We start from the raw sequence: 23404 nt of genomic DNA, 5'->3' as shown, positions 1-23404 counted from the left end.
TAACCACACCCACCGGTCCTTGTCAGTCCACCCCTACCCGCCAATCCTTCACCGGACCCGGCCGTCTGTCTCCCCCGGTCCCGGCGGCCCCGAGAGCCTCGCGGAACCCCGGGTCGAGGGACGCCTTGGCGGCGGCTTCGGTGTCGAACCAGACGTAGGTGATGACGCACGTCGCGGTGAGCAGGGGCGCCTCGCCGCGGCGCCAGATCTCGTGGCGCAGGGTGAACGACGACGTGCCGATCCGCTCGACGACGACCCTGATGTCGGCGTGGTCCAGGGGCTTGAGGCTGGCCGTCCAGTCGATCTCGGCGTGTCGCACCAGCGCGAGGCGGCCGTGCTCGCTGAACCAGTACGGCCCGAAGCCGATGTCGTCGAGGAAGGCCATCTTCGCGTCCTCGCACCACGTCAGGTAGTGCGAGTTGAAGACGACACCGGCCAGGTCGATCTCGGAGAACTTCACGGCGACGGGGTAGCTGAAGGACATCCCGCCATCGTCCCGGGCACCCTTGCGTGACACGTCACCGGGGCCTGCCGACGCCCGGGCTCGGCGCTCCCCGGCGCTCCCGGTCAGGCCCGGTCGACCGGCTCGAGCACCGCGATGCACTCGACGTGGTGCGTCATGGGAAAGGCGTCCCACGCCTCGAGGGACACGAGGGAGTACCCGCTCTCCCTCGCCGCCCGGACGTCTCGCGCCAGCGCCGCCGGGTCGCAGGCCACGTAGACGACCCGCCGCGGACCGAGTGACGAGAGCAGCGCCATGACCTCCTTGCCGGCTCCGGTGCGCGGCGGGTCGAGCACTGCGAGATCGGCCGTCACCCCCTGCCCGACGAGCGAGCGAAGCTCCCGGTCAACGCGGTTGGCGCGCCACTCGACGTTGTCGAGGTGCTCGGTGTTGCGGGCGCCGTTGTCGACCGCACGCCGGTCCCCCTCGACACCGAGGACGAAGCCGTCGGGCGCCACGAGCTCGCCGAGCCGCATGGTGAACAGGCCCGACCCGGCATACAGGTCGACGACCTTGTCGCCCGGTCGGGCGCCGAGCAGCGTCTCCACCCGGGACAGGAAGGTGGAGGCCGCTCCCGGGTGCACCTGCCAGAAGCCGCGCGCCGCGACGACGTACTCGCCCTCCCAGTCGCCGGACCGCGCGAGCTCACCGACGAGACCACCGCTTCCATCGGCCCCCTCGGGGACCGGGAGCGGCACGAGCACCGGCTCGTCGGGGTGCGCCGCGTCGATGACGTCGACCGCCTCGACATCGGGCCACTCGGTGTCGAGCACGCCGGAGTCGAGCACGCCCTGCGTCGCGATGAGGCAGGTGTCGACCGGCAGGATGTCGCGGGAGCGGTGCCGCCGCAGGCCGGCACGTCCCGCGTCGTCCACGGCGAACTCGACGCGGGTGCGCCAGCGCAGCCCCTCCTCGTCGCCGGGCACGGGGCGCACCTCCACCTCGACGTCGAGCCCCGCGACGCGCGCGAACTGCTCGCGCACGACTGCGCCCTTCAGCGCGCGCTGCGTCTCGAGGGAGGCGTGCTGGAAGTCGCAGCCCCCGCAGAGGCCCGGGCCGGCATACGGGCACGGCGCCTCGACCCGTCCGGTGGCTGCGTCGAGCACCTCCACCGCGTCCGCGCGCACGAAGCTGTCCCCGACGTGCCCCTCGGTGACGTGGGCCACGACGCGCTCCCCCGGCAGGGTGTGCCGGACGAAGACGACCTGCCCCTCGTGGCGCGCCACGCAGTGCCCGCCGTGCGCCACCGGCCCGACGTCGAGCGTCCACCGCTCGCCGACGAGGGAGGGGCCGCGCTCGGCTCGCTCGCGCGTACGCCGACCGCTCACAGGGCGCCGCCGCGCACCGAGCCGCTGATCGGCGGCTCGTCGATCCAGTCGCGCTCGGCCCCCTCGGAGGACTGCAGCTGCCACGGGACGCTGACGACCATGACACCGGGGGTGAAGAGCAGCCGGGCCTTGAGGCGCAGGGCGCTCTGGTTGTGCAGCACCTGCTCCCACCACTTCCCGAGGACGTACTCGGGCAGGTAGACGGTGACGATGTCGCGCGGGTTGCCGCTGCGGATCGAGCGGACGTAGTCGAGCACCGGCTTGGTGATCTGACGGTAGGGCGAGGCGAGCACCTTCAGCGGCACCGGGATCTCGCGCCTGTCCCACTCGTCGAGCAGCGCCTGGGTCTCCTCCGGGTCGACGTCGACGGTGACGGCCTCGAGGTACGACGGCCGGCTGGCCCGGGCGTACGCGAGGGCACGCATCGTCGGCTTGTGCACCTTGGAGATGCAGACGATCGCGTGGACGTGGCTGGGAAGCATGGGACGCTCGATGCTCCAGTCGATCTCGAGCTCGTCCCGCACGCGGGCGTAGTGCTTCTTGATGCCGAGCATCAGGACGAAGAGCACGATCATCGCGAGGATCGCGTACTTCGCGCCCGCCTGGAACTTCGTCAGCAGCACGACGATGAGGACGATCGCCGACATCGCTGCGCCCACACCGTTGATGATGCGCGAGCGCTGCATGCGGGCCCGCTCCTTGGCGTCGCGCTCGAGCCGGAGGTGCCGGGTCCAGTGCCGCACCATGCCGATCTGCGACGTCGTGAACGAGACGAACACTCCGACGATGTAGAGCTGGATCAGGGCGGTGACCTCGGCCTTGAACACGATGACGAGCACGATGGCGGCGCTGGAGAGGATGAGGATGCCGTTGCTGAAGGCCAGTCGGTCGCCGCGGGTGTGCAGCTGGCGCGGCAGGTAGCCGTCGCGGGCGAGGATGGAGCCGAGCACCGGGAACCCGTTGAACGCGGTGTTGGCCGCGAGGACGAGGATCAGCCCAGTCACGATCGACACGAAGGCGACCCCGGCGGGGAAGCTGGCGAACACCGCGTTCGCCAGCTGGCCGATGGCGGTGTGCTGGACGTAGCTATCACCGACCGGCTGGCCGTTGCGGAGCAGCTGCGTGGCGGGGTCCTCGGCGACCTTGATCCCGGTCCACTGGCTCAGGGCGATGATCGAGCCGAGCATGCAGACCGAGATGGTCCCCATCAGCAGCAGGGTCGCGGCCGCGTTGTCGCTCTTGGGTTTCTTGAAGGCCGGCACCCCGTTGGAGATGGCCTCCACGCCGGTGAGCGCGGCACAGCCCGAGGAGAAGGCCCGCAGCAGCAGGAACGCCGCGGCGAGCCCGGTGACCCCCTGCCCCTCCTGCGGCTCCAGGGTCAGGGACGAGCTCTCGGCGGGGGCCAGCGTCCCGGTGAAGTGCTGGATGAAGCCGTAGATGCCCATGCCGATGATCGCCAGCATGAAGGCGTAGACGGGCACCGCGAAGGCCTTGCCGGACTCGCGGACACCGCGCAGGTTCATCGCCGTGAGGAAGATGATCAGCGCCACGGCGACGATGACCTCGTGCCCGCGGACGAAGCCCAGCACCGTCGCGGCGTTCTGCACGCCCGAGGAGATCGAGACGGCGACGGTGAGGACGTAGTCGACGAGCAGCGCGCTCGCCACGGTGAGCCCGGCCTTGGGTCCGAGGTTCTCGGTGGCCACCTCGTAGTCGCCGCCCCCCGACGGGTAGGCGTGCACGTTCTGCCGGTACGACGCGACGACGACGACCATGACCAGGACCACGGCGATGGTGATCTGCCAGCTGTGCGTGGCCACGAAGGCGCCGCCGGCGAGACCGAGCATGAGCAGGATCTCGTCGGGCGCGTACGCCACGGACGAGAGCGCGTCGCTGGCGAAGATGGGCAGCGCGAGCCGCTTGGGCAGCAGCGTCTCGCCGAGCTTGTCGCTGCGCATCGCGCGACCGAGGAGGAGGCGCTTGAACAGCGAACCGGTACCGGGCACGACGACAGAGTATGACGGATCCGCAAGGTGCCATCACAGCCCCGCGCGCCCGCCGAGGACGTATGCCGCCCGCCCCCTTTCCCACGCATTGCGGGGTGGACATGGGGTGGGGTTGTCACGGTGTAGCGTCGCGTCCGTGCACTTCGTCATCATGGGATGCGGCCGCGTCGGCTCGACCCTCGCGCGCACCCTCGGCCGCGGCGGTCACGACGTCGCGATCATCGACTCCGACGCCTCTGCCTTCCGCCGTCTCGGCACCTCCTTCGAGGGGCAGACGGTCACCGGCATCGGCTTCGACCGCGACACGCTCATCGCCGCCGGCATCCGCGACGCCTACGCGTTCGCCGCCGTGAGCAGCGGTGACAACTCCAACATCCTGGCCGCACGGGTGGCCCGCGAGACCTTCGGCGTGGAGCACGTCGCGGCCCGCATCTACGACCCGCAGCGCGCCATGGTCTACCAGCGGCTCGGGATCCCGACGGTCGCGACGGTCCGGTGGACCTCCGACCAGATGATCCAGCGCCTGCTCCCGCAGGGCGCCGTGCCGGAGCTGACCGACCCCAGCGGCAAGATCGTCATCGCCGAGGTCCCGCTCGCCGAGACCTGGGTCGGTCGACACCTCACCGACCTCGAGGAGCAGACCGGCGCGCGCGTCGCCTACGTGACCCGCCTCGGTGAGGGGACCCTCCCCCGTACCGACATGGTCGTCCAGCAGGGCGACCTCGTGCACCTGGCCGTCCCCCGTGACGACCTTGCCCGGGTCGAGCGCCTCTGCGACCAGGCACCCGCCCCCCACTGACCGGCATCCAGGAGAGAACCCCATGCGCGTCGTCATCGCCGGAGCGGGTAGCGTCGGCCGCTCCATCGCCCGCGAGCTGCTCGGCAACGGCCACCAGGTGCTGCTCATCGACAAGGACGCCGACGACGTCCAGGCCTCCCGCGTCCCGGAGGCCTCGTGGCTGCTCGCCGACGCGTGCGAGCTCGCCGCCCTCGAGGAGGCCCGGCTCGAGGAGTCGGACGTGTGCGTCGCCGCCACCGGTGACGACAAGGCCAACCTCGTCCTGTCGCTGCTGGCCAAGACCGAGTTCGGGGTGCCGCGCACGGTCGCGCGTGTCAACAACCCCAAGAACGAGTGGATGTTCGACGAGTCGTGGGGCGTCGACGTGGCGGTGTCCACGCCGCGCCTGATGACGGCCCTCATCGAGGAGGCCGTGAGCATCGGCGACCTCGTCCGGATCTTCGAGTTCCAGCAGGGGCGCGCCTCGATGGTGGAGATCACCCTGCCGGAGGGCAGCCCGTTCGCCGGCCGCCGGGTCGGCGACGTCGAGTGGCCCACCGACACCGTGCTGGTGGCCATCATCCGCGAGGAGCGCCCGCTCGCCCCCACCACCGACGACGCGATGGAGGCCGGCGACGAGCTGCTCTTCATCACCACGACCGAGCAGGAGGACCGGCTCCAGGACCTCGTGGCCCCGGCCGAGCGGCACCACCTGGCCGCCGAGGGCTGACCGCCGGCGCAGGAGACTGCCCTCTGCGCTCCCGGACCGGGGCGTCAGGCGACGCGGCTGGGGTCGATCGGGGTGCGCCCGCGCAGCAGGATGGCCCCCATGGCGGTGAGAGCCACGAGGTAGGCCGGCCAGCCGAGCACCACCTTGGCGATGCCCAGGGCCGCGACCTGCTCCGCGAAGTAGAGCGGGACCATGATCGCGAGGCGCACGACGTTGAGCGCGATGAGCACCCACGCGAGCCGCGCCGCGACCATCACGATGCCGGAGTGGCGACGCCACCACGTGGGGTTCTCGGCGAAGGCCTCCGGCTCGGCGACACCGACGACGAAGCCGAAGAGCGGCCACCGGGTCAGGTTCGTGACGAGGAGCAGCACGAGCAGCCCGGCGTTCTGCAGCATCCCCGGGAGGAAGGCGTCCTCCGCGCGACCCGAGCGGAGCGCGAAGAACGCCGAGATGCCGACCCCCGCGGCGGCATACGCGACGAAGCGGGCGTCCTGGCGCTGGACGAGCCGCACGAGCAGCAGCACGGCGACGCAGGCGCCGGCGACCACGAGGGCGGTGCGGAGGTTCTCGGTGCGGGCCCACACGAGCGCGAAGGCCAGCGTGGGGACGGCGGACTCGACGGCCCCGCGCCACCCGCCCAGGGCCTCGGACAGCTTGTCCCGGAGCAGCTCCTCCACGAAGTCGTAGCGGCGCAGGTCGGCCTCGGAGCGGGCCACCCCGTCGTCGGCGGGAGCGTCGGGCACGGCCTCCTCGCGAGGCGCGTCAGCCATGGGCCTGGCCCGTCCTGCCGATGATCTCGTAGGCGGGGTTGTACATCACCCTCAGCTTGCGCTGGGTCGTGATGCGGCCGGTGGCGCGCACCTTGATGCCCGGGACGATGCCGGCGATGCGGCGGCGGCCGAGCCACACGAGGTGCAGCGACTCCGTGCCGTCCCACACCTCGACGTCGAGGGCCGGGGTCTCCTCACGGGGACGAAGCGTCACGGACCGGACCTCGCCGCAGATCGTCACCTTGGTGCGCAGCCGCGCCTGCCCGATGTGCACGACGCCGAGCAGGTCGGACGACTCGCGCCGCAGCTCGGCGGCCTCGAGGTCGTGGGAGGAGCGGGTCAGCCGTTCGGTCAGCCGGCGCAGCGCACCGGGGTGGCCGGCGCTCACGAGCGCGCCCCTCCCGGACAGGGGGCGGCGGACACCGCCACCGACACGCCCCGGCCGGTCATCAGCGGACCTCGGTGATCTCGGGGCCGCGTTCGAAGGGCTTGAGGTCGGACACGTTGCCCGGACCCTCGGCACCCGGCTCCGCCGGCTGGTCGACGGGCTCGGCGCTCTCGGCTTCCGGCAGTCGCAGGGGCAGCAGCTCGCGCGGCGGCATGGCCTCGTTGCCCCGGTCGATGACGGTGGTGCGGATGACCTCGTGGACGGCCTCGGCGGCAGCGGGCTCGATAGACGCGCGGCCCGACACGACGGCGCGCAGGAACCAGCGCGGACCGTCGATGCCGACGAAGCGGGCGGGCATGAAGACGGTGCGCCCGTCGGGGCCGGCCTGCGGCATCCGGGTCAGCAGCTCCTCGCCGAACTCTCCGGTCATGACCTCCGCGGTGCCGCCGGCCTCCACGATGCTCGCGGCGATCTCGTTGCGGATGTCGACCCAGACGCCCTCGGTGCGCGGCGCCGCGAAGGCCTGCAGCTGCACGGCCGACTCGCCGAGGACGGCCGTCACACCGGTGATCTGCTGCTCCTGCTCGTTGACCTCCAGGCGCAGCTCCATGCCCTGCTGGCCGCGCAGCCAGATGGCCCCGAGGTTGAGGTAGTCGCTGTCGTCCGCGACCTGCGAGCGGTCAAGGGGGCCTGCGGTGCCGTCACCACTCGGGTTCCGGTCCGCGCCGTCGTGCTCGACCTCGGCGGCGTCGATGTCGCGGTCGATGCCATGCTCCACGGCGGAGTCGATGTCGTCGTTGAGGTCGTCCGCGCCGTCCGCGTCCACGGCACTGGTGTCCGGGCGGTCCTTCGACTTGCCCCGGCTGAAGAGTCCCACGTCATCCCGTCCTTTGAAGTTCTGCGGCCCGGCGGGCGCCATGCCCGTCCGTGGTCGTCGTGGCGCTGACGCAGCGCCCGGCGAACCGTATCCGATGATGTCGCCCGTCGAGCGCCTAGCCCGCTGTCGCGGCGGTGTCCCCGCGGCCGAACCCTCCGGTCGACCCATGTCCAGTGTCACCCCGACTGGTCTCGTCGAGCGACTCCACGTCGAGAAATCGCACCCGCTCGACGCGTTGCACGACCAGCTGCGCGATGCGGTCGCCGCGCCGGACGGCGAACGGCTCCCGGGGGTCGAGGTTGACCAGGTTGACGAGGATCTCGCCTCGATAGCCCTCGTCGACCGTCCCGGGGGCGTTGACGATAGAGATGCCGTGCCGGGCCGCGAGCCCGGAGCGGGGGTGGACGAAACCGGCGTGGCCGGCCGGGAGGGCCAGGGCCACGCCCGTCGGCACCAGCACCCGCTCCCCCGGCTGGATCGTCACGTCGATGCGAGAGCAGAGATCGGCGCCGGCATCCCCGGGGTGGGCGTAGGACGGCAGGGGCAGGTCCGGGTCCAGCCGGCGGACCGGGACAGCACAAGGGTCGGTCACGAGGACCGACCCTACTTGCTCCTGAACCTGCCGCCGACGCGACCGGAGTGCGGTCAGGCTGCGCACTCCGTGCAGATCATCACGCCGTTGCTCTCCTTGGCGAGCTGGCTGCGGTGGTGGACGAGGAAACACCGTCCACACGTGAACTCGTCGGCCTGCTTGGGCAGGACCCGGACCGACAGCTCCTCACCGGAGAGGTCGGCGCCCGGGAGCTCGAAGCCCTCGGCCTGCTCGGTCTCGTCGACATCCACGCTCGACGACGTCTTGTCGACGCGGCGCGACTTGAGCTCCTCGATGGAGTCTTCGCTGAGGTCGTCGTCGGTCTTGCGTGGCGCGTCGTAATCGGTTGCCATCTGGTTCTTCTCGCTTCTACTCGTGATGCGCCTGCGGCCTGTGACGCCAGAACGCTCGTGGACCCGCGCTTGTTCCCACGTGGTTTCCCGGTGGGACGCATGCGGCGGAGGCGCTCGGGAGGGGTCCGGAACATGTCCGCGTGCGCGCATGATGCCTGATCGACAGGCCGTTGTCACTTCGCTCCAGCCGAGGCCTGAGACGGCGCCCTCCCGATGCGCCACACACCTACCCTTTCCGGACCAAGCGAACACCTGGGCTTTGCACTCCCCCGACCGACGTTGGTGCACATTGGGGTCGCACGGCGCGGTAGGGTCTCCGGACCCGACCGAACGACAACCCGAGCCCCGGAGGTGCATCCAATGACCGAGTTCGTCGACCAGATCAGGCAACGTGTCAACGACACACTGGGCGAGCTCGCCGAGGCGCGGCAGGCCGGTGACGACTACCGGGTGCAGGTGTGCACCGGTGAGCTCGAGTCCTACGCCCGCCTCGCAGCCGAGAACGGCGTGCGAGTCCCCGAGCTGGCCCGCTACGAGGCCGCCTGAACCTGCCGGCCGGGAGCCGAGGGCGTATGCCGCCGGCCCCCTTCGGGACGCAGAGCCCCACCCAGCACGGCTGGATGGGGCTCTGTGCGCGTCCCGGTCGCCAGGCGCCGGCGGTCCGGCTCACTCCTCGTCGCTGTCCTCCTGAGCGGTGTCCTCGGCTGTGTCGTCGCCCGAGACGAACAGGGTGCGGACCTGCTCCACGAGCGCGTGCCCTGCGGCGACGGTGAGGATCTTGCCGGGCGCGCTGTCCCGGTCCTCGCCCACGACCACGCCCCCGGCCTCCTCGACGATGAGCCAGCCGGCCGCCAGGTCCCACGCGTTGAGCCCGGACTCGGCGTACGCGTCGACGGACCCCTCGGCCACGCGTACGAGGTCGAGCGCCGCGCTGCCGATCCTCCGGATGTCGCGCACGAGCGGGAGGACCCGGAGCATCACCTGCGCCTGACGTGCCCGGACGTGCGCGGCATAGCCGAAGCCGGTCGCGAGCAGCGTGCGGCCCAGCCGCTCCTCGGCCGACACGGACAGCCGCACCGGAGAGCGGTCGTCCGACGGGTCCTCCGGGCTCGTCCAGGCCCCGGTGCCGCGCCCCGCGTGGTGCACGACGCGCAGCGAGGGGTCGGCGACCGCACCGGCCACCGGCGACCAGCCGCCCTGCGCGTGCGGGTCACCGACCACCACGGCGACGGACACGGCATACGCCGGCACCTCGTAGAGGTAGTTGACCGTGCCGTCGATGGGGTCGACGACCCACGTGAGGCCCGAGGTGCCGGCGACGTCGGCACCCTCCTCGCCGAGGATCCCGTCGTCCGGCCGGGCCTGCTGGATCAGGGCGTGCAGCAGCTCCTCCGAGCGACGGTCCATGACGGTGACGACGTCGGTCTCGCTCGACTTCGTCGCGGACACGCCCATCCTCGGTGGCCGCTCGTCACGGATGAAGCGACCGGCCTCGGCGGCGAAGGCGACGCAGAGCCGCTCGAGCTCGGCGACGGTGACGCCGTCGGGCAGCGCAGGGACGGGACGCGTGGTCATCGCCGCCTCAGTCGCTGCCGCACAGCGCCGGACGCGCCTGGCGCAGGTTCGGGCAGCACCCCGGGCCGCACACGGAGGGCATGCGCCCCTCGAACTGCGGCACGGCCTCGCCCCGCGCCTCGGCGGCGCGCTCGAGCAGCGCGTCGACGAGGTCGCGCACGAAGACGGCGTCCGTCCCGACGGTGGGCACGCGCACGTGGGTCAGGCCGAGCTCGTCGGCGGTCTCCTGCGCCTCCGTGTCGAGGTCGTAGACGACCTCCATGTGGTCGCTGACGAACCCGATCGGTGCCGTGACGACCGTCCGTATGCCGTCGGCCGCGAGCTCGCGCATGCGGTCGTTCACGTCGGGCTCGAGCCACGGCTGGCTGGGCGGCCCGGAGCGGGAGCAGAAGACGAGCTCGCCGGTGAGGTCGCGGCCCAGGACCCGGTTGGCCTCCTGGGTCAGCTGCGAGGCCAGCGCCAGGTGCTGGCGTCGGTAGAGGTTGCCGTCGCCGTCGCCGGGACCCGACGTGTCGTCCATCGCGTCGGGGATGGAGTGGGTCACGAAGAGCAGGGCGATCTCCGAGTCCGGTGCGCCGTCGAGGGCCCGGAGCGAGCGGACGAGCACGCCTGCGTTGGCCTCGGCGAAGCCGGGCCGGCGGGCGTACTGCGACACCTTGTCGATCTGCAGGTCGATGCCCTCCTCGGCCACCGTGGCCACGGCGTCGGCGAGGTTCTCGCGGTACTGACGGCAGGAGGAGTAGCAGGAGTAGGCGCTCGTCGTCAGGGCGACGACCCGGCGGTGGCCTGCGGCGTGGCTCTCGCGCAGCGCGTCGTCGATGAAGGGGGCGCTGTTGCGGTTGCCCCACACGATCGGCGTGTCGATGCCGCGCGAGTCGAGCTCGGAGCGCAGGGCGGCGATGAGCGCCCGGTTCTGGTCGTTGATCGGGCTCCGGCCGCCGAAGTGGTGGTAGTGCTCGCCCACCGCCTCGAGCCGCTCGTCCGGGATTCCGCGGCCCGCGGTCACCCGGCGCAGGAACGGCATGACCTCCTCCGGAGCCTCCGGGCCGCCGAAGCCCAGCAGGAGGACGGCGTCGTAGGGCGCGAGCGGCGGCTGCGACGCCTCGGGTGTCGGGGTTGCTTCAGGTGTCATGTCTCCGCCTCGGTGGATGGGCTGGGGCTGGCGTGCACGGGGTTCGCGACCGGTCTCAGGTCACGTTGGAGCGCAAGGGAGTCGGGGCGTTGAGGTCGAGCCGGACGGCGAGCATGCGCAGGGCGAAGACCAGACCGGCCGCGGTCCACAGCACCCAGTCCTGCAGCGAGCCCAGCTGCGCCGCGACGACGACGAGGACGGCGCCGAGCATCGCCGGCACGGCATACAGCTCCCGGCGCAGGACCTCGGGCACCTGGCCGGCCAGCAGGTCGCGCACGACGCCACCGCCGACCGCCGTGATGATGCCGACGAGGACGGCGGCGACCGGCGAGACCCCGAGGGTCGTCACGGCCTTGAGGCTGCCCGCGACGGCGAAGGCTCCGAGCCCGGCGGCGTCGAGCACGCGTACGAAGCGGGTGATCCTCTCGACCCCCGGGTGGTAGACGAACGTGACGAGGCCGCCCAGCGCCGCCGCAGTGAGCAGCCGCCAGTCACTGATGCCCACGGGTGGGACGGCGCCGATCAGCAGGTCGCGCACGATGCCGCCGCCCAGGGCCGCTGCGCAGGCCAGGACGAGCACGCCGAACAGGTCGAACCGCTTCTTGACGGCGACCAGGCCGCCCGAGAGCGCGAAGACGAACACGCCGACGAGGTCGAGGGCGAGCTGCGCGGACGCGAAGGAGGTAGGCATGCCAGGGCAAACGCTACCTCTGCGGCGTGGTCGCTTTGGTGCGTGCCCATGCCGGTGGCATGCTCGACTGCACGGCCCGCCCACCCGAACTGAGTTCGGGCACAACAGGAGCCATGCACCACCAGGAAACCGTGCCGGACCGCACGCACCAGCACGGCAGGCCCGCAGACTCGCTACCGGGAGACCCACCCATGCAGCACCTCAGGCTCGTCGGCGTCCACGAGGACGGACTGCACCTGCTGCTGGCCGACGACCAGGGCAACCGCTACTCCCTCCCACTCGACGAGGCGCTGCGCGCCGCGGCGCGACGGGACCGTCCGCGGCTGGGTCAGCTGCAGATCGAGACCAACGGAGGTCTGCGCCCCAAGGACGTCCAGGCCATGATCCGGGCAGGCATGACCGCCGAGGACGTGGCCGAGCGCGCCGGCTGGTCGGTGGAGAAGGTCCACCGCTACGAAGGACCGATCCTCGCCGAGCGCGAGCACGTCGCCGGTCTCGCCCGCCAGGTGCGGCTGCGCCCCCGCGGTGGGTCGCACGGAGGCGCGCCCACCCTCGAGGCTCGGGTGACCGAGCGGCTCCGTGCCCGTGAGATCGACGCCGGCAGCGCGCAGTGGGACTCCCGACGCACCGACAAGGGGGCCTGGACGATCGTCCTGCTCTTCAACGCCGGCGGTCGCCGGCGTGAGGCCCTCTGGCAGTTCGACCCCCTGGCTCGCACGGTCTCGGCCGTCGACGACGAGGCGCGCTGGCTCAGCGAGGACGAGGACCAACAGGCTCCTGGCCCGATCCCGGCCCCGCACCTGAGCGCCTCCACCCGCCCGAGCCGTGTCTACGACGTGGAGGCCGAGGGTGGCGTCGCTGCCTCCGCGACCCGGCGGCGCCAGGGCGAGACCGTCGACCTCATGGCGGCCATCCGGGAGCGCAGCTCCCAGCGCGGTCGTCGGCGTCGCCCCAAGTCCGCCGAGGTCCCGGGTCTCGACGAGGCCCCCGAGGAGGCGCTGCCCCTTGAGGAGCTGGCACGCGACCACCGCGAGCAGCTCCCGCCCCCGGCGCACACCCACCCCGAGGACGACCCGGGGGTCACGAAGACCGGCACGGTCGAGGCGCGCGTCGGTGCCGAGGCGGCCCGCCGAAAGGCTCGCCGTACCGAGCCCACGCAGCCCGTGCGCCAGGCGCCGAAACCCTCGTCCGGCAAGGCGACACCCGAGCCCACGCCGGAGGTCACGACCGAGTCCATGCCCGAAGCCGCGGACGAGATCGCCGACGACACCCGCAGCAGGCCCGCCGAGGACGCCCTCCAGGGGCAGGGCTCCGACGCCGTCGAGGCTGTCGAGGCCTCGGGCGCGACCGGCGGGACCGAGCCGACCGACACCGCGATCGACGACTCCGCGATCGACGACACCATCGACGAGGCCGCCGTCGGTGCGACGAACGAGGCGACGGACGAGGCGACCGACGAGGCGACCGACGAGGCGACCGACGAGGCGACCGACGAGGCGACCGACGAGGCGACCGACGAGGCAGTCGACCAGGCGACCGACGACGGGCCGGCGCTGCGGCCGGCAGGCCGTCGCCGCGAGGGCTCCCGGCCACTGTCGGGGTTGCCCGACGAGCACGGCCAGGGCAGCAGTCCAGGTCGACGCGACGAGGGCAGCCAGGGCAGGCGAGGCGACCACGCCGACGGCGATGGTGAGGGCTACGACGTGGTCGAGCAGCGCCCCTCGGCCGCAGCTCCCAAGCCGGCGCCCCGACCGACTCCCCGACCGACTCCCCGACCCGCTCCCCCGGCTCGCAAGTCGGGACGCCCCAGCGTGCCGAGCTGGGACGACATCATGTTCGGCCGCAAGAACGACTGAGCCCAACCGGCCGAAGGAATGCGTCGGCTTCGAGACGCGCTCAGTCGGCCTGGGTGATGGGCAGCGGCGGCACCGGGCACACGTCGAGGTCGAACGGCAGCACCTCCGGCGAGATGGCTGCGGCGCGCGCGGCGTGCGAGGTCATCCGGCGCATGTAGTGCCGGCGGCACAGCACCTCGTACTCCACGAGCCCTGAGCTGCCGGGGTTGGTGTCGCCGACGACGACCTGCTCACCCTCGACGACCATGACGCCGTCCATGACACGGGCGTTGGTGGTCGCGCGGCGCCCGCACCAGCACAGGGCCTCGACCTGGAGCACCTGGACCCGGTCGGCGAGCTCGATGAGCCGCTTGCTGCCGGGGAACAGCTCGGTGCGGAAGTCCGCGGTGATGCCGAAGGCGAAGACATCGACGTCCATCTCGTCGACGATGCGGGCCAGCTGCTCCACCTGGTCGCAGGTGTAGAACTGGGCCTCGTCGCAGATGAGGTAGTCGATGCGGGTCCCGGCCGTCGCCCGGTCGACGATGGCGTCCCAGAAGTCGAGGTCGTCCCGGACCTCCAGCGCGCCGGTCGAGAGGCCGAGCCGGGAGCTGAGGACGTTGGTGCCGGCGCGGTCCATCTTGGTGAAGATGAGCCCGACGCGACCGCGGGCCCCGTGGTTGTGGTTCATCTGGAGGGCCAGGGTCGACTTGCCGCAGTCCATGGTCCCGGAGAAGAAGACGAGCTCAGCCACGAGGGACCACCCTAGGCGTCCCGGCGCGGTGGCACCACGACCACCGGCACGGCGAGTTCCGCGTCGCTCGTGGAGCCGTGCAGGCCGAGCAGGGCCACCAGCTGCGGGCGCATGAGCTCCGAGTGGACGACGGCGAAGGAGCCGCGGGTGATGACGACGAGGTCGCCGACGCGGGCCTCCACTCCGGGGCGCACCGGGCCGATCCACCCCTCGTCGACCACCTGCTCACGGGTCAGCAGCCGGATGCGGTCACCGAGACGCGATGCCCACGCCGACGCGACCTCATCCGCGGCCCCCGGCTCGGTGTAGAGCTGCAGGTTGCGCGGCTCGCCGCCGAGGTGGCGCACTCCGGCCATCAGGGCCGGCTCGGCCACCAGGTCGACCCGGTCCTCGAAAGGGACGTCGGTCATGCCGTGGTCCGCGGTCACGACGATCGACGTGTCGTCGGGCACCCGCGCGGCGAGCTGGCGCAGGGCGGCATCGACGGCCTCGACCTCCTCGCCCCACTGCCAGGACTGGCAGCCGTGGACGTGACCCACCTTGTCGACGTCGCCCCAGTAGAGGTAGACGAGCGATCGCGGCGCGGCCCGCACGGCCGCGACGGCGGCGTCGACGCGGTCGTCGAGCGAGCGCCCCGCCCGGAACCGTCCCCCGCGCAGCGCTGCCGTCGTCAGCCCCGAGCCGTCGAAGTAGTGCGGCCCGACCATCGTCACCGACACGCCCGCGTTCTCGGCGGCCTCGAAGACCGTCTCGTTGGGCTGCCAGGCGCGCGCGTCGGGGCCGTCCTCCCAGGACAGCTCGTTTAGGAGCCGGTCGGTGGCCGGGTCGAGCACCTGCATGCCGACCAGGCCGTGCGCTCCCGGCGGGAGCCCCGTGCCGAAGGTCCCCATGGACGTGGCGGTCGTCGTCGGGAAGCCGCAGGGGACCCGGCTGGCCGTGCCGAGCAGGCTGCGCAGGAAGGGCGCGTGGCCGCTGCGCTGGCGCAGCAGGTCGTAGCCGAGCCCGTCGACGAGCACGACGACCGTGCGCGGCACCGCGGGCAGCCCGAAGACGTCGCGGCCGGCATACCGCTGCACCCCGAGCCGGTCGGCGACCGAGGGCAGCACGGACGCGAGCGTGCCGGCGGACCAGTCGGTGGGGCGCAGCTCGCCGTCCTGGGGGGCGGTGGTCACGGCGTCAGTGTGCCGTGCCGCCGCCGATGTTCGCCGAGAGCACCCGGGCGAAGTGCATGGCTCGTCCGACGGCGTCCTCGCCGTCGGCGGCGGAGCTGATGCGCAGCGAGATGTCGTCGGAGGCGATGGTGCCCTCGAAGCCGTGGTCGACGGTGCAGTCGGGATCTCCGCACTGGGCCGGGATCATGTCGACGCGGCTCACGGCGCCCCAGCCGAGGGTGAGCGTGAGGTCACGGCCGTGCGTGCCCGGCGAGAACGAGTCGGGCTGGGCCACGACGTGGGTGAGCATCACGCCGCGGACGGCCGCCAGCGGCACCGTCTCGGTGGTGGCGGTGGCCATCATCCGGTCCTCGGACTCGGCGTGGTCGTCGGCGTGCGCGATGACGAGGCGCAGCGGCGTGACGACGAGGACGGTGACGTGACGACGCACCGTCTCGTGGTCGAAGGTCGTCTCCTGGTGCACCAGGTGGGCGACGACCTCGTCGTCGGCGACGGCCGACTCCACGACGTCGCACACGAGAGAGGGGTAGTACCCGGCACGGGTGATCGCCTCGGTGAGGTCGTCGGGAAGGGTGTGGCTGGTGCCCGGTGTGGCGCGTCGCATGCCACCATCCTTGCACTCAGCCCGGGCTGCGCCCGCCAGCCGACCCACAGCGGCCTGCTCTGGCCGGCTCAGGTCATCGAGCGCCGGCCCGGGTCCTTGCGCACGAGCGCCGGCCGCACCACGACGTCGGCCCCGAGCACGTCCACCCCGCCGGTCCAGGCGTTGACGGGGTTGAGCTCGACGGACGCGAGCTCCGGGTGGTTGTCGGCCATGACCGACAGCCGCGCGATGAGGTCGGCGAGCGCGGCGCGGTGCACGGGCGCCGAGCCGCGGTGGCCGCTCAGCAGGGGCGCTGCCTTGACGCCGTCGATGAGGTCGGTGACGTCGACGTCGGTCAGCGGCGGGATGCGGTGGGCCACGTCGCCGAGCAGCTCGGTCGGTGGTCCCGCCACCGAGAAGCTGACGACCGGGCCGAAGAGCGGGTCCTCGCTCGCGCGGATGACGCACGACACCCCGGGCACCGCCATCCGTTGGACGACGAACCGGTCGGCGCCGAGGGGACCGAGGCGCTGGGTGAGCGACGCGTGCGCGTCCCGGACCGCCTCGGCGTCCACGAGGTCCCCGCGCACGCCCACGAGGCCCGGCTGGTGGCGTACGACCGGGGAGGTCGACTTGAGGATGACGGGGTAGGTCAGCTCCTCGGCCGCTGCCACCGCCTGGTCCACGCCGGTGACCTCGACGGCCGGCCACACGCGTATGCCGTAGGTCCCGAGCAGCTCGCGCGCCTCCTCGCGCGTCAGCGCGCGCCCCTCGGGGCTGCCGGCGAGGAGGGCCTCGATGATGGACTCCGCCCGGAGCCGGTCGATGCCCACCGGGGACACCTGGGTGCCGCGGTCACGCTGGCGCCACAGGGCGTACCTGGTGACCGCGTTGAGGGCACGGATGCCGTCTTCGGGCATGGAGTAGGCCGGCACCGACCGGCGCACGCCGCCCTGCTCGTAGGAGAGGCCGTCCCCGACACCCCGCATCCCGAGGAAGGTTGCGACACAAGGCTTTTCGTGGTTGGCGACGACCTCACGCACGGCCGCGTGCACCTCCTCGTCCTGCGTGACGAGGGGCGGGATGAAGGCCGCGGCGACGCTGTCGACGTTCGGGTCGGCGAAGGCCGCGTCGAGGGCGGCGGCGAACTCCTCGGCGGACGCCTGCGGCGGCAGCGAGACCGGGCCGTGCGTCACCTTCAGGCCCCAGCTCAGGCACGCGCTCGCGCTCAGCGCGCCGAGTGCGTCCGAGTTGCCGACGATCGCGACCCGGTCGCCCTTGGGCAGGGGTTGGTGGAGCGTCAGCTGGGCGACGTCGAAGAGCTGGTGGACGTTCTCGACACGGATGACGCCCGCCTGGCGCAGCAGTGCGCGGAACGCCTGCGGCGGCACGTTGGTCACCCGCGTGCGGTGCCCGGGTGGCGCCGCGAAGCTCGACACCCCGGAGCTGACGACGATGACGGGCTTGACCGACGCGAGGTGGCGGGCGATCCGCGAGAACTTGCGGGGGTTGCCCATCGACTCGAGGTAGAGCCCGACGGTGTCGGTCTCCTGGTCGTCGATCCAGTACTGCATGAGGTCGTTGCCCGAGACGTCGACGCGGTTGCCCGCCGAGGCGAAGACGGAGATGCCCAGCCCGCGCCGGGCCGCCGACGCCAGGACCGCGACCCCCAGCGCACCACTCTGGGCGAAGAGGCCGAGCCGTCCCGGGCCTGGGATGACCGAGGCCAGCGTCGCGTTGAGGCGCACCGAGGGGTCGCTGTTGACCAGGCCGAAGCTGTTGGGCCCCACGATCCGCATGCCGGCCCTGCGGACCCGGCGGCGCAGCTTCTCCTGCAGGCGCACGCCCTCCTCGCCCGCCTCGGCGAAGCCGGCCGACATCACGAGCAGCGCCTTGACGCCGGCCTTGCCGCAGTCCTTGACGACGTCGACGGCCTGCGCGGCCGGCACGACGATGATCGCCAGGTCGACGGGCGCCGGGACGTCGTGGATGCTCGGGTAGGTCCTGACGCCCTGGATCTGCTCGGCCTCCCGGTGGATCGGGTAGAGCTCGCCCTGGTAGCCGGCGGCCAGGATGTTGCGCATCACCAGGGCGCCGATCGACTCCTCCCGTCGGCTGGCGCCGATGATGGCGACCCGCTCGGGGAAGAGGATCGTGCGCATGCTGAGCGACTCGGCGCGGTGCTCGCGCGAGAGCTGCACCGCCTTGCTCTTCTCCGTCGGCGAGATGTCGAAGGACACCTCGACGACGCCGTCCTCGATGTGGTGCTTGACCTCGTAGCCGGCCTCCTTGAAGACCGCGAGCATCTTGCGGTTCTGGGGCAGCACCTCGGCGACGAAGCGGTTGATCCCCAGCTCCTGCGCGATGGCGGCCAGGTGCTCGAGCATCACCGAGCCGATGCCCTTGCCCTGGTAGTGGTCCGAGATGTTGAAGGCGACCTCGGCCGAGGTGGGGTCGATGCGGTCGTAGCGCCCGATCCCGATGATCTCGCCGTCGAGGGTCGCGACGAGGGCCACCCGGTCGTGGTGGTCGACGTGGGTGAAGCGGTGGATGTCGCGCTCGCTCAGCTCGCGCAGCGGCGCGAAGAAGCGCAGGTAGATCGACTCCGCCGACTGCCGGCTGTGGAACTGGCGTATGCCGTCAGCGTCGTCGGGCGTGATCGGCCGCACGTGCGCGACGGTGCCGTCGCGCAGGACGACATCCGCCTCCCACTCGACCGGGGCCCCGGCCGACCGCGCGGCGACCCGCTCGAGGACGCCGCTGTCGTCGCTGGGCTCGCCGCGCTCCATGCGCTCATGGTGCCACGTCACGGCCCGGGCCCCTCGCCGATGGGAGGGTGGTCGCATGGAGTTCACCGACGTCGTCCGCGCCCGTCGCATGGTCCGCCGCTACGACCCCGACAGGCCGGTGCCGAAGGAGGTGGTCGAGCGCTGCCTCGACAACGCGGTGCGCTCCCCCAGCGCCGGCTTCAGCCAGGGCTGGGACTTCCTCGTGCTCGCGACTTCCGCCGAGCGGGACGCCTTCTGGGCGGCGACGACGGAGCCGGGCGCTGCCCCCGACCCCTGGCTGGACGGCATACGTGCCGCCCCGGTGCTGGTCCTGTGCCTCTCGCACAAGGACGCCTACCTCGACCGCTACGCCGCGCCCGACAAGGGTTGGACCGACCGCGACGAGGCGCGCTGGCCGGTGCCCTACTGGCACGTCGACACCGGGATGGCCTCGCTCCTGATCCTGCTGACCGCGACCGACAAGGGCCTCGGCAGCCTCTTCTTCGGCGTCCCGCCAGAGCGGCATGTAGCCGTCCACGAGGCGTTCGCCATCCCCGACAGCCGCACGATCGTCGGGGTCGTGTCCATCGGGTATGCCGTCCCCGGGCCCAGGAGCCCGAGCCTGCGCCGGCACCGCCGTACCGGTCGCGAGGTGGCCCACTGGGGCCGTTTCGGCGTGGCAGGTGAGAACGCCTGACCGGCCTGCGGGATGATGGGGCGTTGACCCGCTAGCGGCAAGGAGCACCACCCGGCATGGCCCGTGGAAAGACCACCCCGCCTCCCCCGGAGGACTTCGAGGAGAAGATCGTCGGCATCGACGTCGAGGAGGAGATGCAGAACGCCTTCCTCGAGTACTCCTACAGCGTCATCTACTCTCGGGCGCTGCCCGACGCTCGCGATGGCCTGAAGCCCGTGCAGCGGCGGATCCTCTACGGCGCCAACGAGCTGGGCCTGCGGCCCGACCGTGGGCACGTCAAGAGCCAGCGCGTGGTCGGAGAGGTGATGGGCAAGTACCACCCGCACGGCGACCAGGCGATCTACGACGCCCTCGTACGCATGGCCCAGCCCTTCACCCTGCGCCTGCCGCTCATCGACGGGCACGGCAACTTCGGCTCGCTCGACGACGGCCCCGCTGCCGCGCGTTACACCGAGGCGCGGATGGCCGACGCCGCGCTGCTCATGGTGGGCGGGCTCGACGAGGACACCGTCGACTTCGTCCCGAACTACGACGACACGCAGCTCCAGCCCGGCGTGCTGCCGGCGGCCTACCCCAACCTGCTCGTCAACGGCGCGTCCGGCATCGCCGTCGGCATGGCCACCAACATGCCGCCCCACAACCTCGTCGAGGTGATCGGTGCGGCCCGGCACCTCATCGCCAACCCCTCGTGCTCGCTCGAGGACCTCATGAAGTTCGTCCCCGGGCCCGATCTGCCGTGCGGCGGCAAGATCGTCGGGCTCGAGGGCATCCGCGATGCCTACCTCACGGGGCGCGGCAGCTTCCGCACCCGGGCCACGGCCCGGATCGAGTCGCTCACCCCCCGACGCAAGGGCATCATCGTCACCGAGCTGCCCTACCTCGTCGGCCCCGAGAAGGTCATCGACAAGGTCAAGGACCTCGTCCAGGGCAAGAAGCTGCAGGGCATCGCCGACCTCAAGGACCTCTCCGACCGTCAGCACGGCCTGCGCCTCGTCATCGAGGTCAAGAACGGCTTCAACCCCGACGCCGTGCTCGAGCAGCTCTACAAGCTGACGCCGATGGAGGAGAACTTCGGCATCAACAACGTCGCGCTCGTCGAGGGCCAGCCGCGCACGATGGGGCTCAAGGAGCTGCTGCGGGTCTACGTCGACTTCCGCACCGACGTCGTGCGCCGCCGCACCGCGCACCGCCTCGCCAAGCGCGAGGAGCGGCTGCACCTCGTCGAGGGACTGCTCATCGCGATCCTCGACATCGACGAGGTCATCCAGGTCATCCGCTCCTCCGACGACGCCGCCACCGCGCGCGGGCGCCTCATGGACGTGTTCGACCTGACCGAGGTCCAGGCGACCTACATCCTCGACCTGCAGCTGCGCCGGCTGACGAAGTTCTCCCGCCTCGAGCTGGAGAACGAGAAGGGCGAGCTCGAGCGCGCCATCGAGGAGCTGCGCGCCCTGCTCGAGAACGAGAAGCTGCTCATGAAGCTCGTCTCGACCGAGCTGGCCGAGGTCGCCAAGGCGCACGGCACCCCGCGCCGCACCGTGCTGCTCGAAAGCTCGGGGGCGAGCGCTGCGGCGTCGGCCACCTCCCCGCTCGAGGTCGCCGACGACCCCTGCTGGGTGCTGCTCTCCTCCACCGGGCTGCTCGCACGCACGGGCACGGCCGACCCGGTGACGGCGGAGGGCTCGCGCTCCAAGCACGACGTCGTGATCGGGGCCGTCCTGACGAGCGCCCGCGGCGAGTTCGGGCTCGTGACCTCCGCCGGGCGCATGGTCCGGCTCTCGGCGCTCGACCTGCCCACGCTGCCGCCGACCAACGGCGCACCGACGCTGTCCGGCGGGGCCCCGCTCGCGGCATACGTCGACCTCGGCAAGGGCGAGGAGCCCATCACGATCGTGCCGATCGGCGAGAAAGCGCCCGTGGTGGCGCTCGGCACCGCCGGCGGCGTGGTCAAGCGGGTGACGCCCGACGCGCCGAAGAGCAACGACTGGGGCCTCATCGGCCTCAAGGACGGCGACCGCGTCGTCGGTGCCGGCGTCGCCGACCGTGACGACCTCGACCTCGTCTTCGTGACGAGCGACGCGCAGCTGCTGCGTTTCCGGGCCGGCACCGTGCGGCCACAGGGCCGCAGCGCGGGCGGCATGGCCGGCATCAAGCTGGCCGCCGGCGCCCGCGCCGCGTTCTTCGGCGTGGTCGACGCGTCCCGCGAGGGCGTGGTCGTCACGTCCGCCGGCTCGTCGGGCGCCTTGCCCGGCACGCAGGGCGGCTCGCTCAAGGTGACGCCCTATGCCGAGTACCCCGCCAAGGGGCGCGCCACCGGGGGTGTGCGCTGCCACCGCTTCCTCAAGGGCGAGGACGCCTTGGTGCTGGCCTTCGCCGGCAACACCCCGGCCCGCGCAGCGGCTGCCAACGGCGTCGCCATCGAGCTGCCGGCGGCGGACGGTCGGCGGGACGGGTCCGGGCTTCCCACGACCACGGTCATCGCCCACGTCGCCGGGCCACCGCCACAGGGTGCTCCGGCGGTGGCTGAGGCCACGGACGGGGCCGCGCCCGACGACGCGACGCTCGATGAGGCGGCCCCGGACGACACGACCCCTGACGACGGTGGCAGCGAGTGAGCGGCGCGGCTGAGGGCAACGCCCCCACGAACGGCGAGAGCCCCGACGAGCGCTCCGCTCCCGCCGGCGCCGGCGCGGTCCGGCGGGTCGCCACGGCGGCCGCCGAGGTCGCGTCGGCGAAGGCCTCCGAGCTGGTCGGGTCGCTGAAGGATGCGCTGGGCGCGACGACGTCCGAGCCTGGCGCCACCACAGCGACCGGTGAGACCCCGACGACGGGCGAGATCTCAGCCACCGGCGAAGCCCCCGCCACCGGCGAAGCGCCGGCGTCGGAGCCGGAGCACGCGTCGCACCCCGCGACCACGGGATACGGCACACCGTCCTCCGACGCCTGCTCGGTCCTGTGGGACAACGACGGCACCAGCGCCTTCGGCACCGCGGCGACGGCGCTCTTCTTCATCGCCGTCGAGCAGCCGGGCCCATGGGGCCGCGACGCCGCGCGTGAGTCCAGCCTCGATCGCGACCTCGGGGCCGAGCTCGACGCCCGGGTCAGTGCGGCCGGTGGCCGGTTCATGCTGATCCGCCGCCCGGGTGGTCACCCGGCGAAGCCCGGTCCACGGCGCGTACTCGTCGCCTACGCGGGGGCTCGTCCAGAGGACGCATGGCTCCTCACCGCGCTCGTCCCCGACGTGGGAGAGCTGCTCGGCCTCGACTGGGGCGCGCTCGCTCGCGGTAGCCGCGCGCTGGTCCAGGCGTCACTGCTGGGCTCGGAGCCGGCCGAGCCGGCCCTGCTCGTGTGCACCAACGGACGGCGCGACGTCTGCTGCGCCGTGCGCGGGCGGCCTCTGGCCGCCCATGCCGCGCGGGTCGCACCCGGTCGTGCGTGGGAGGTGTCGCACACCGGCGGACATCGTTTCGCGCCGACCGCGGTGCTCCTTCCGTGGGGGCAGACGTTCGCGCGGCTCGACGACCGCAGCTGCGAGTCGGTCCTGGCGGCCAGCGAGTCCGGGAACCTCCCGGCCGAACTGCTCGGTCCGACGCACGACCGCGGCCGGTCGGCGGTTCCCGGAGCCGCGCAGAGCGCCGAGTCGCACATCCGCGTGGAGATCGGTGAGACCCGGCTCGGGGCCTTGTGGGCCGCGGAGCCGGAGCCCGTCGACGGCGGGTCGCAGGTCATCGTCACCCACACGGACGGCCGGCGGTGGCGAGTGAAGGTGACGCGAGAACCCGTCGGCCTCGCACGCCCCGAGTCGTGCGGCAAGAAGCCGGTCGAGGTCCTCGAGCACAGGGCGACCACCCTCGAGGCCTGGTTCTAGCA

The 23404-nt window shown here is 72.3% G+C and carries 22 protein-coding genes; 7 read left to right on the top strand and 15 right to left on the bottom strand.

Annotated elements, in window-relative coordinates:
• Positions 1 to 22 precede the first annotated feature (22 nt).
• From ABD241_RS05940 to ABD241_RS05930, 3 genes are all read right to left on the bottom strand, one after another.
• Positions 23 to 484, bottom strand: a complete 462-nt coding sequence (locus tag ABD241_RS05940) for an acyl-CoA thioesterase (RefSeq protein WP_344059389.1) — start codon at positions 482 to 484, stop codon at positions 23 to 25.
• 83 nt (positions 485 to 567) lie between these two features.
• Positions 568 to 1830 carry a class I SAM-dependent RNA methyltransferase gene (locus ABD241_RS05935; protein WP_344059387.1) on the bottom strand — a complete coding sequence of 421 codons (1263 nt, stop codon included), beginning with the start codon at positions 1828 to 1830 and terminating at the stop codon, positions 568 to 570.
• Positions 1827 to 3788 carry an APC family permease gene (locus ABD241_RS05930; protein WP_344059542.1) on the bottom strand — a complete coding sequence of 654 codons (1962 nt, stop codon included), beginning with the start codon at positions 3786 to 3788 and terminating at the stop codon, positions 1827 to 1829. The genes ABD241_RS05935 and ABD241_RS05930 overlap by 4 nt, the downstream gene beginning before the upstream one ends.
• Before the next feature lie 184 nt (positions 3789 to 3972).
• On the opposite strand from ABD241_RS05930, the gene ABD241_RS05925 reads away from it, so the two are divergent.
• The gene (locus tag ABD241_RS05925; protein WP_344059385.1) at positions 3973 to 4635 is read left to right on the top strand and encodes a potassium channel family protein; all 663 of its coding nucleotides are present in this window, start codon (positions 3973 to 3975) and stop codon (positions 4633 to 4635) included.
• Positions 4636 to 4657: 22 nt separating this feature from the next.
• The gene (locus ABD241_RS05920; RefSeq protein WP_142222822.1) at positions 4658 to 5344 is read left to right on the top strand and encodes an NAD-binding protein; all 687 of its coding nucleotides are present in this window, start codon (positions 4658 to 4660) and stop codon (positions 5342 to 5344) included.
• A gap of 44 nt (positions 5345 to 5388) precedes the next feature.
• On the opposite strand, the gene ABD241_RS05915 is transcribed toward ABD241_RS05920, so the two are convergent.
• The 5 genes from ABD241_RS05915 to ABD241_RS05895 form a co-directional block, all read right to left on the bottom strand.
• Positions 5389 to 6117: a DUF3159 domain-containing protein gene (locus ABD241_RS05915; protein ID WP_344059381.1), complete on the bottom strand. Its 729-nt coding sequence runs from the start codon at positions 6115 to 6117 to the stop codon at positions 5389 to 5391.
• Positions 6110 to 6505 (bottom strand): single stranded DNA-binding domain-containing protein, encoded by a 396-nt coding sequence (locus ABD241_RS05910; RefSeq protein ID WP_221627722.1) that lies wholly within the window; start codon positions 6503 to 6505, stop codon positions 6110 to 6112. Before ABD241_RS05910 ends, ABD241_RS05915 begins: the two co-directional genes overlap by 8 nt.
• 61 nt (positions 6506 to 6566) lie before the next feature.
• Entirely contained in the window at positions 6567 to 7382 is an 816-nt protein-coding gene (locus ABD241_RS05905; RefSeq protein WP_344059376.1) for a DUF3710 domain-containing protein, read from the bottom strand.
• 115 nt (positions 7383 to 7497) lie between these two features.
• Entirely contained in the window at positions 7498 to 7974 is a 477-nt protein-coding gene (dut, locus tag ABD241_RS05900; protein ID WP_344059374.1) for a dUTP diphosphatase, read from the bottom strand.
• A 53-nt stretch (positions 7975 to 8027) separates the two neighbouring features.
• A complete protein-coding gene (locus ABD241_RS05895; protein WP_142186733.1) occupies positions 8028 to 8327 on the bottom strand; it encodes a DUF4193 family protein in 300 nt (99 codons plus the stop codon).
• Positions 8328 to 8687: 360 nt separating this feature from the next.
• Between ABD241_RS05895 and ABD241_RS05890 the strand changes: the two genes are divergently transcribed.
• Positions 8688 to 8873 (top strand): hypothetical protein, encoded by a 186-nt coding sequence (locus tag ABD241_RS05890; protein WP_142186735.1) that lies wholly within the window; start codon positions 8688 to 8690, stop codon positions 8871 to 8873.
• 120 nt (positions 8874 to 8993) lie between these two features.
• Here the strand turns inward: ABD241_RS05890 and ABD241_RS05885 are convergent, their stop codons facing one another.
• The 3 genes from ABD241_RS05885 to ABD241_RS05875 are packed head-to-tail and all read right to left on the bottom strand — an operon-like array spanning position 8994 to position 11725.
• A complete protein-coding gene (locus ABD241_RS05885) occupies positions 8994 to 9902 on the bottom strand; it encodes an inositol monophosphatase family protein (protein ID WP_344059372.1) in 909 nt (302 codons plus the stop codon).
• A 7-nt stretch (positions 9903 to 9909) separates the two neighbouring features.
• The gene (locus ABD241_RS05880) at positions 9910 to 11034 is read right to left on the bottom strand and encodes a ferrochelatase (protein ID WP_344059370.1); all 1125 of its coding nucleotides are present in this window, start codon (positions 11032 to 11034) and stop codon (positions 9910 to 9912) included.
• 55 nt (positions 11035 to 11089) lie between these two features.
• Entirely contained in the window at positions 11090 to 11725 is a 636-nt protein-coding gene (locus tag ABD241_RS05875) for a trimeric intracellular cation channel family protein (RefSeq protein ID WP_344059368.1), read from the bottom strand.
• A 191-nt stretch (positions 11726 to 11916) separates the two neighbouring features.
• Here ABD241_RS05875 and sepH point away from each other — a divergent pair, with 191 nt between their 5' ends.
• Positions 11917 to 13581: a septation protein SepH gene (gene sepH, locus ABD241_RS05870; protein WP_344059366.1), complete on the top strand. Its 1665-nt coding sequence runs from the start codon at positions 11917 to 11919 to the stop codon at positions 13579 to 13581.
• Between the two features lie 40 nt (positions 13582 to 13621).
• On the opposite strand, the gene ABD241_RS05865 is transcribed toward sepH, so the two are convergent.
• From ABD241_RS05865 to ABD241_RS05850, 4 genes are all read right to left on the bottom strand, one after another.
• Positions 13622 to 14314, bottom strand: coding sequence for a thymidine kinase (locus ABD241_RS05865; RefSeq protein ID WP_142186746.1), 693 nt, complete (start codon positions 14312 to 14314; stop codon positions 13622 to 13624).
• An 11-nt stretch (positions 14315 to 14325) separates the two neighbouring features.
• Positions 14326 to 15486 (bottom strand): alkaline phosphatase family protein, encoded by a 1161-nt coding sequence (locus tag ABD241_RS05860; RefSeq protein ID WP_344059364.1) that lies wholly within the window; start codon positions 15484 to 15486, stop codon positions 14326 to 14328.
• A gap of 4 nt (positions 15487 to 15490) precedes the next feature.
• Complete coding sequence (locus ABD241_RS05855) at positions 15491 to 16090, bottom strand: DUF5998 family protein (protein WP_344059362.1); 600 nt, start codon at positions 16088 to 16090, stop codon at positions 15491 to 15493.
• A gap of 68 nt (positions 16091 to 16158) precedes the next feature.
• Positions 16159 to 18858, bottom strand: coding sequence for a bifunctional acetate--CoA ligase family protein/GNAT family N-acetyltransferase (locus ABD241_RS05850; RefSeq protein WP_344059360.1), 2700 nt, complete (start codon positions 18856 to 18858; stop codon positions 16159 to 16161).
• Between the two features lie 55 nt (positions 18859 to 18913).
• On the opposite strand from ABD241_RS05850, the gene ABD241_RS05845 reads away from it, so the two are divergent.
• Genes ABD241_RS05845 through ABD241_RS05835 form a run of 3 tightly spaced genes read left to right on the top strand, consistent with a single transcriptional unit; the run spans position 18914 to position 23402 of the window.
• A complete protein-coding gene (locus tag ABD241_RS05845) occupies positions 18914 to 19534 on the top strand; it encodes a nitroreductase family protein (protein ID WP_344059358.1) in 621 nt (206 codons plus the stop codon).
• 56 nt (positions 19535 to 19590) lie between these two features.
• The gene (locus ABD241_RS05840) at positions 19591 to 22149 is read left to right on the top strand and encodes a DNA gyrase/topoisomerase IV subunit A (protein ID WP_344059357.1); all 2559 of its coding nucleotides are present in this window, start codon (positions 19591 to 19593) and stop codon (positions 22147 to 22149) included.
• Positions 22146 to 23402, top strand: a complete 1257-nt coding sequence (locus ABD241_RS05835; protein ID WP_344059355.1) for a ferredoxin family protein — start codon at positions 22146 to 22148, stop codon at positions 23400 to 23402. Before ABD241_RS05840 ends, ABD241_RS05835 begins: the two co-directional genes overlap by 4 nt.
• Positions 23403 to 23404: the final 2 nt, after the last annotated feature.

Origin of the sequence: Terrabacter lapilli (assembly GCF_039531305.1) — a bacterium.
Lineage (GTDB): Bacteria > Actinomycetota > Actinomycetes > Actinomycetales > Dermatophilaceae > Terrabacter > Terrabacter lapilli.
Note: the sequence above shows the minus strand (reverse complement) of the source record. Positions and strands in the feature narration are given on the sequence as shown.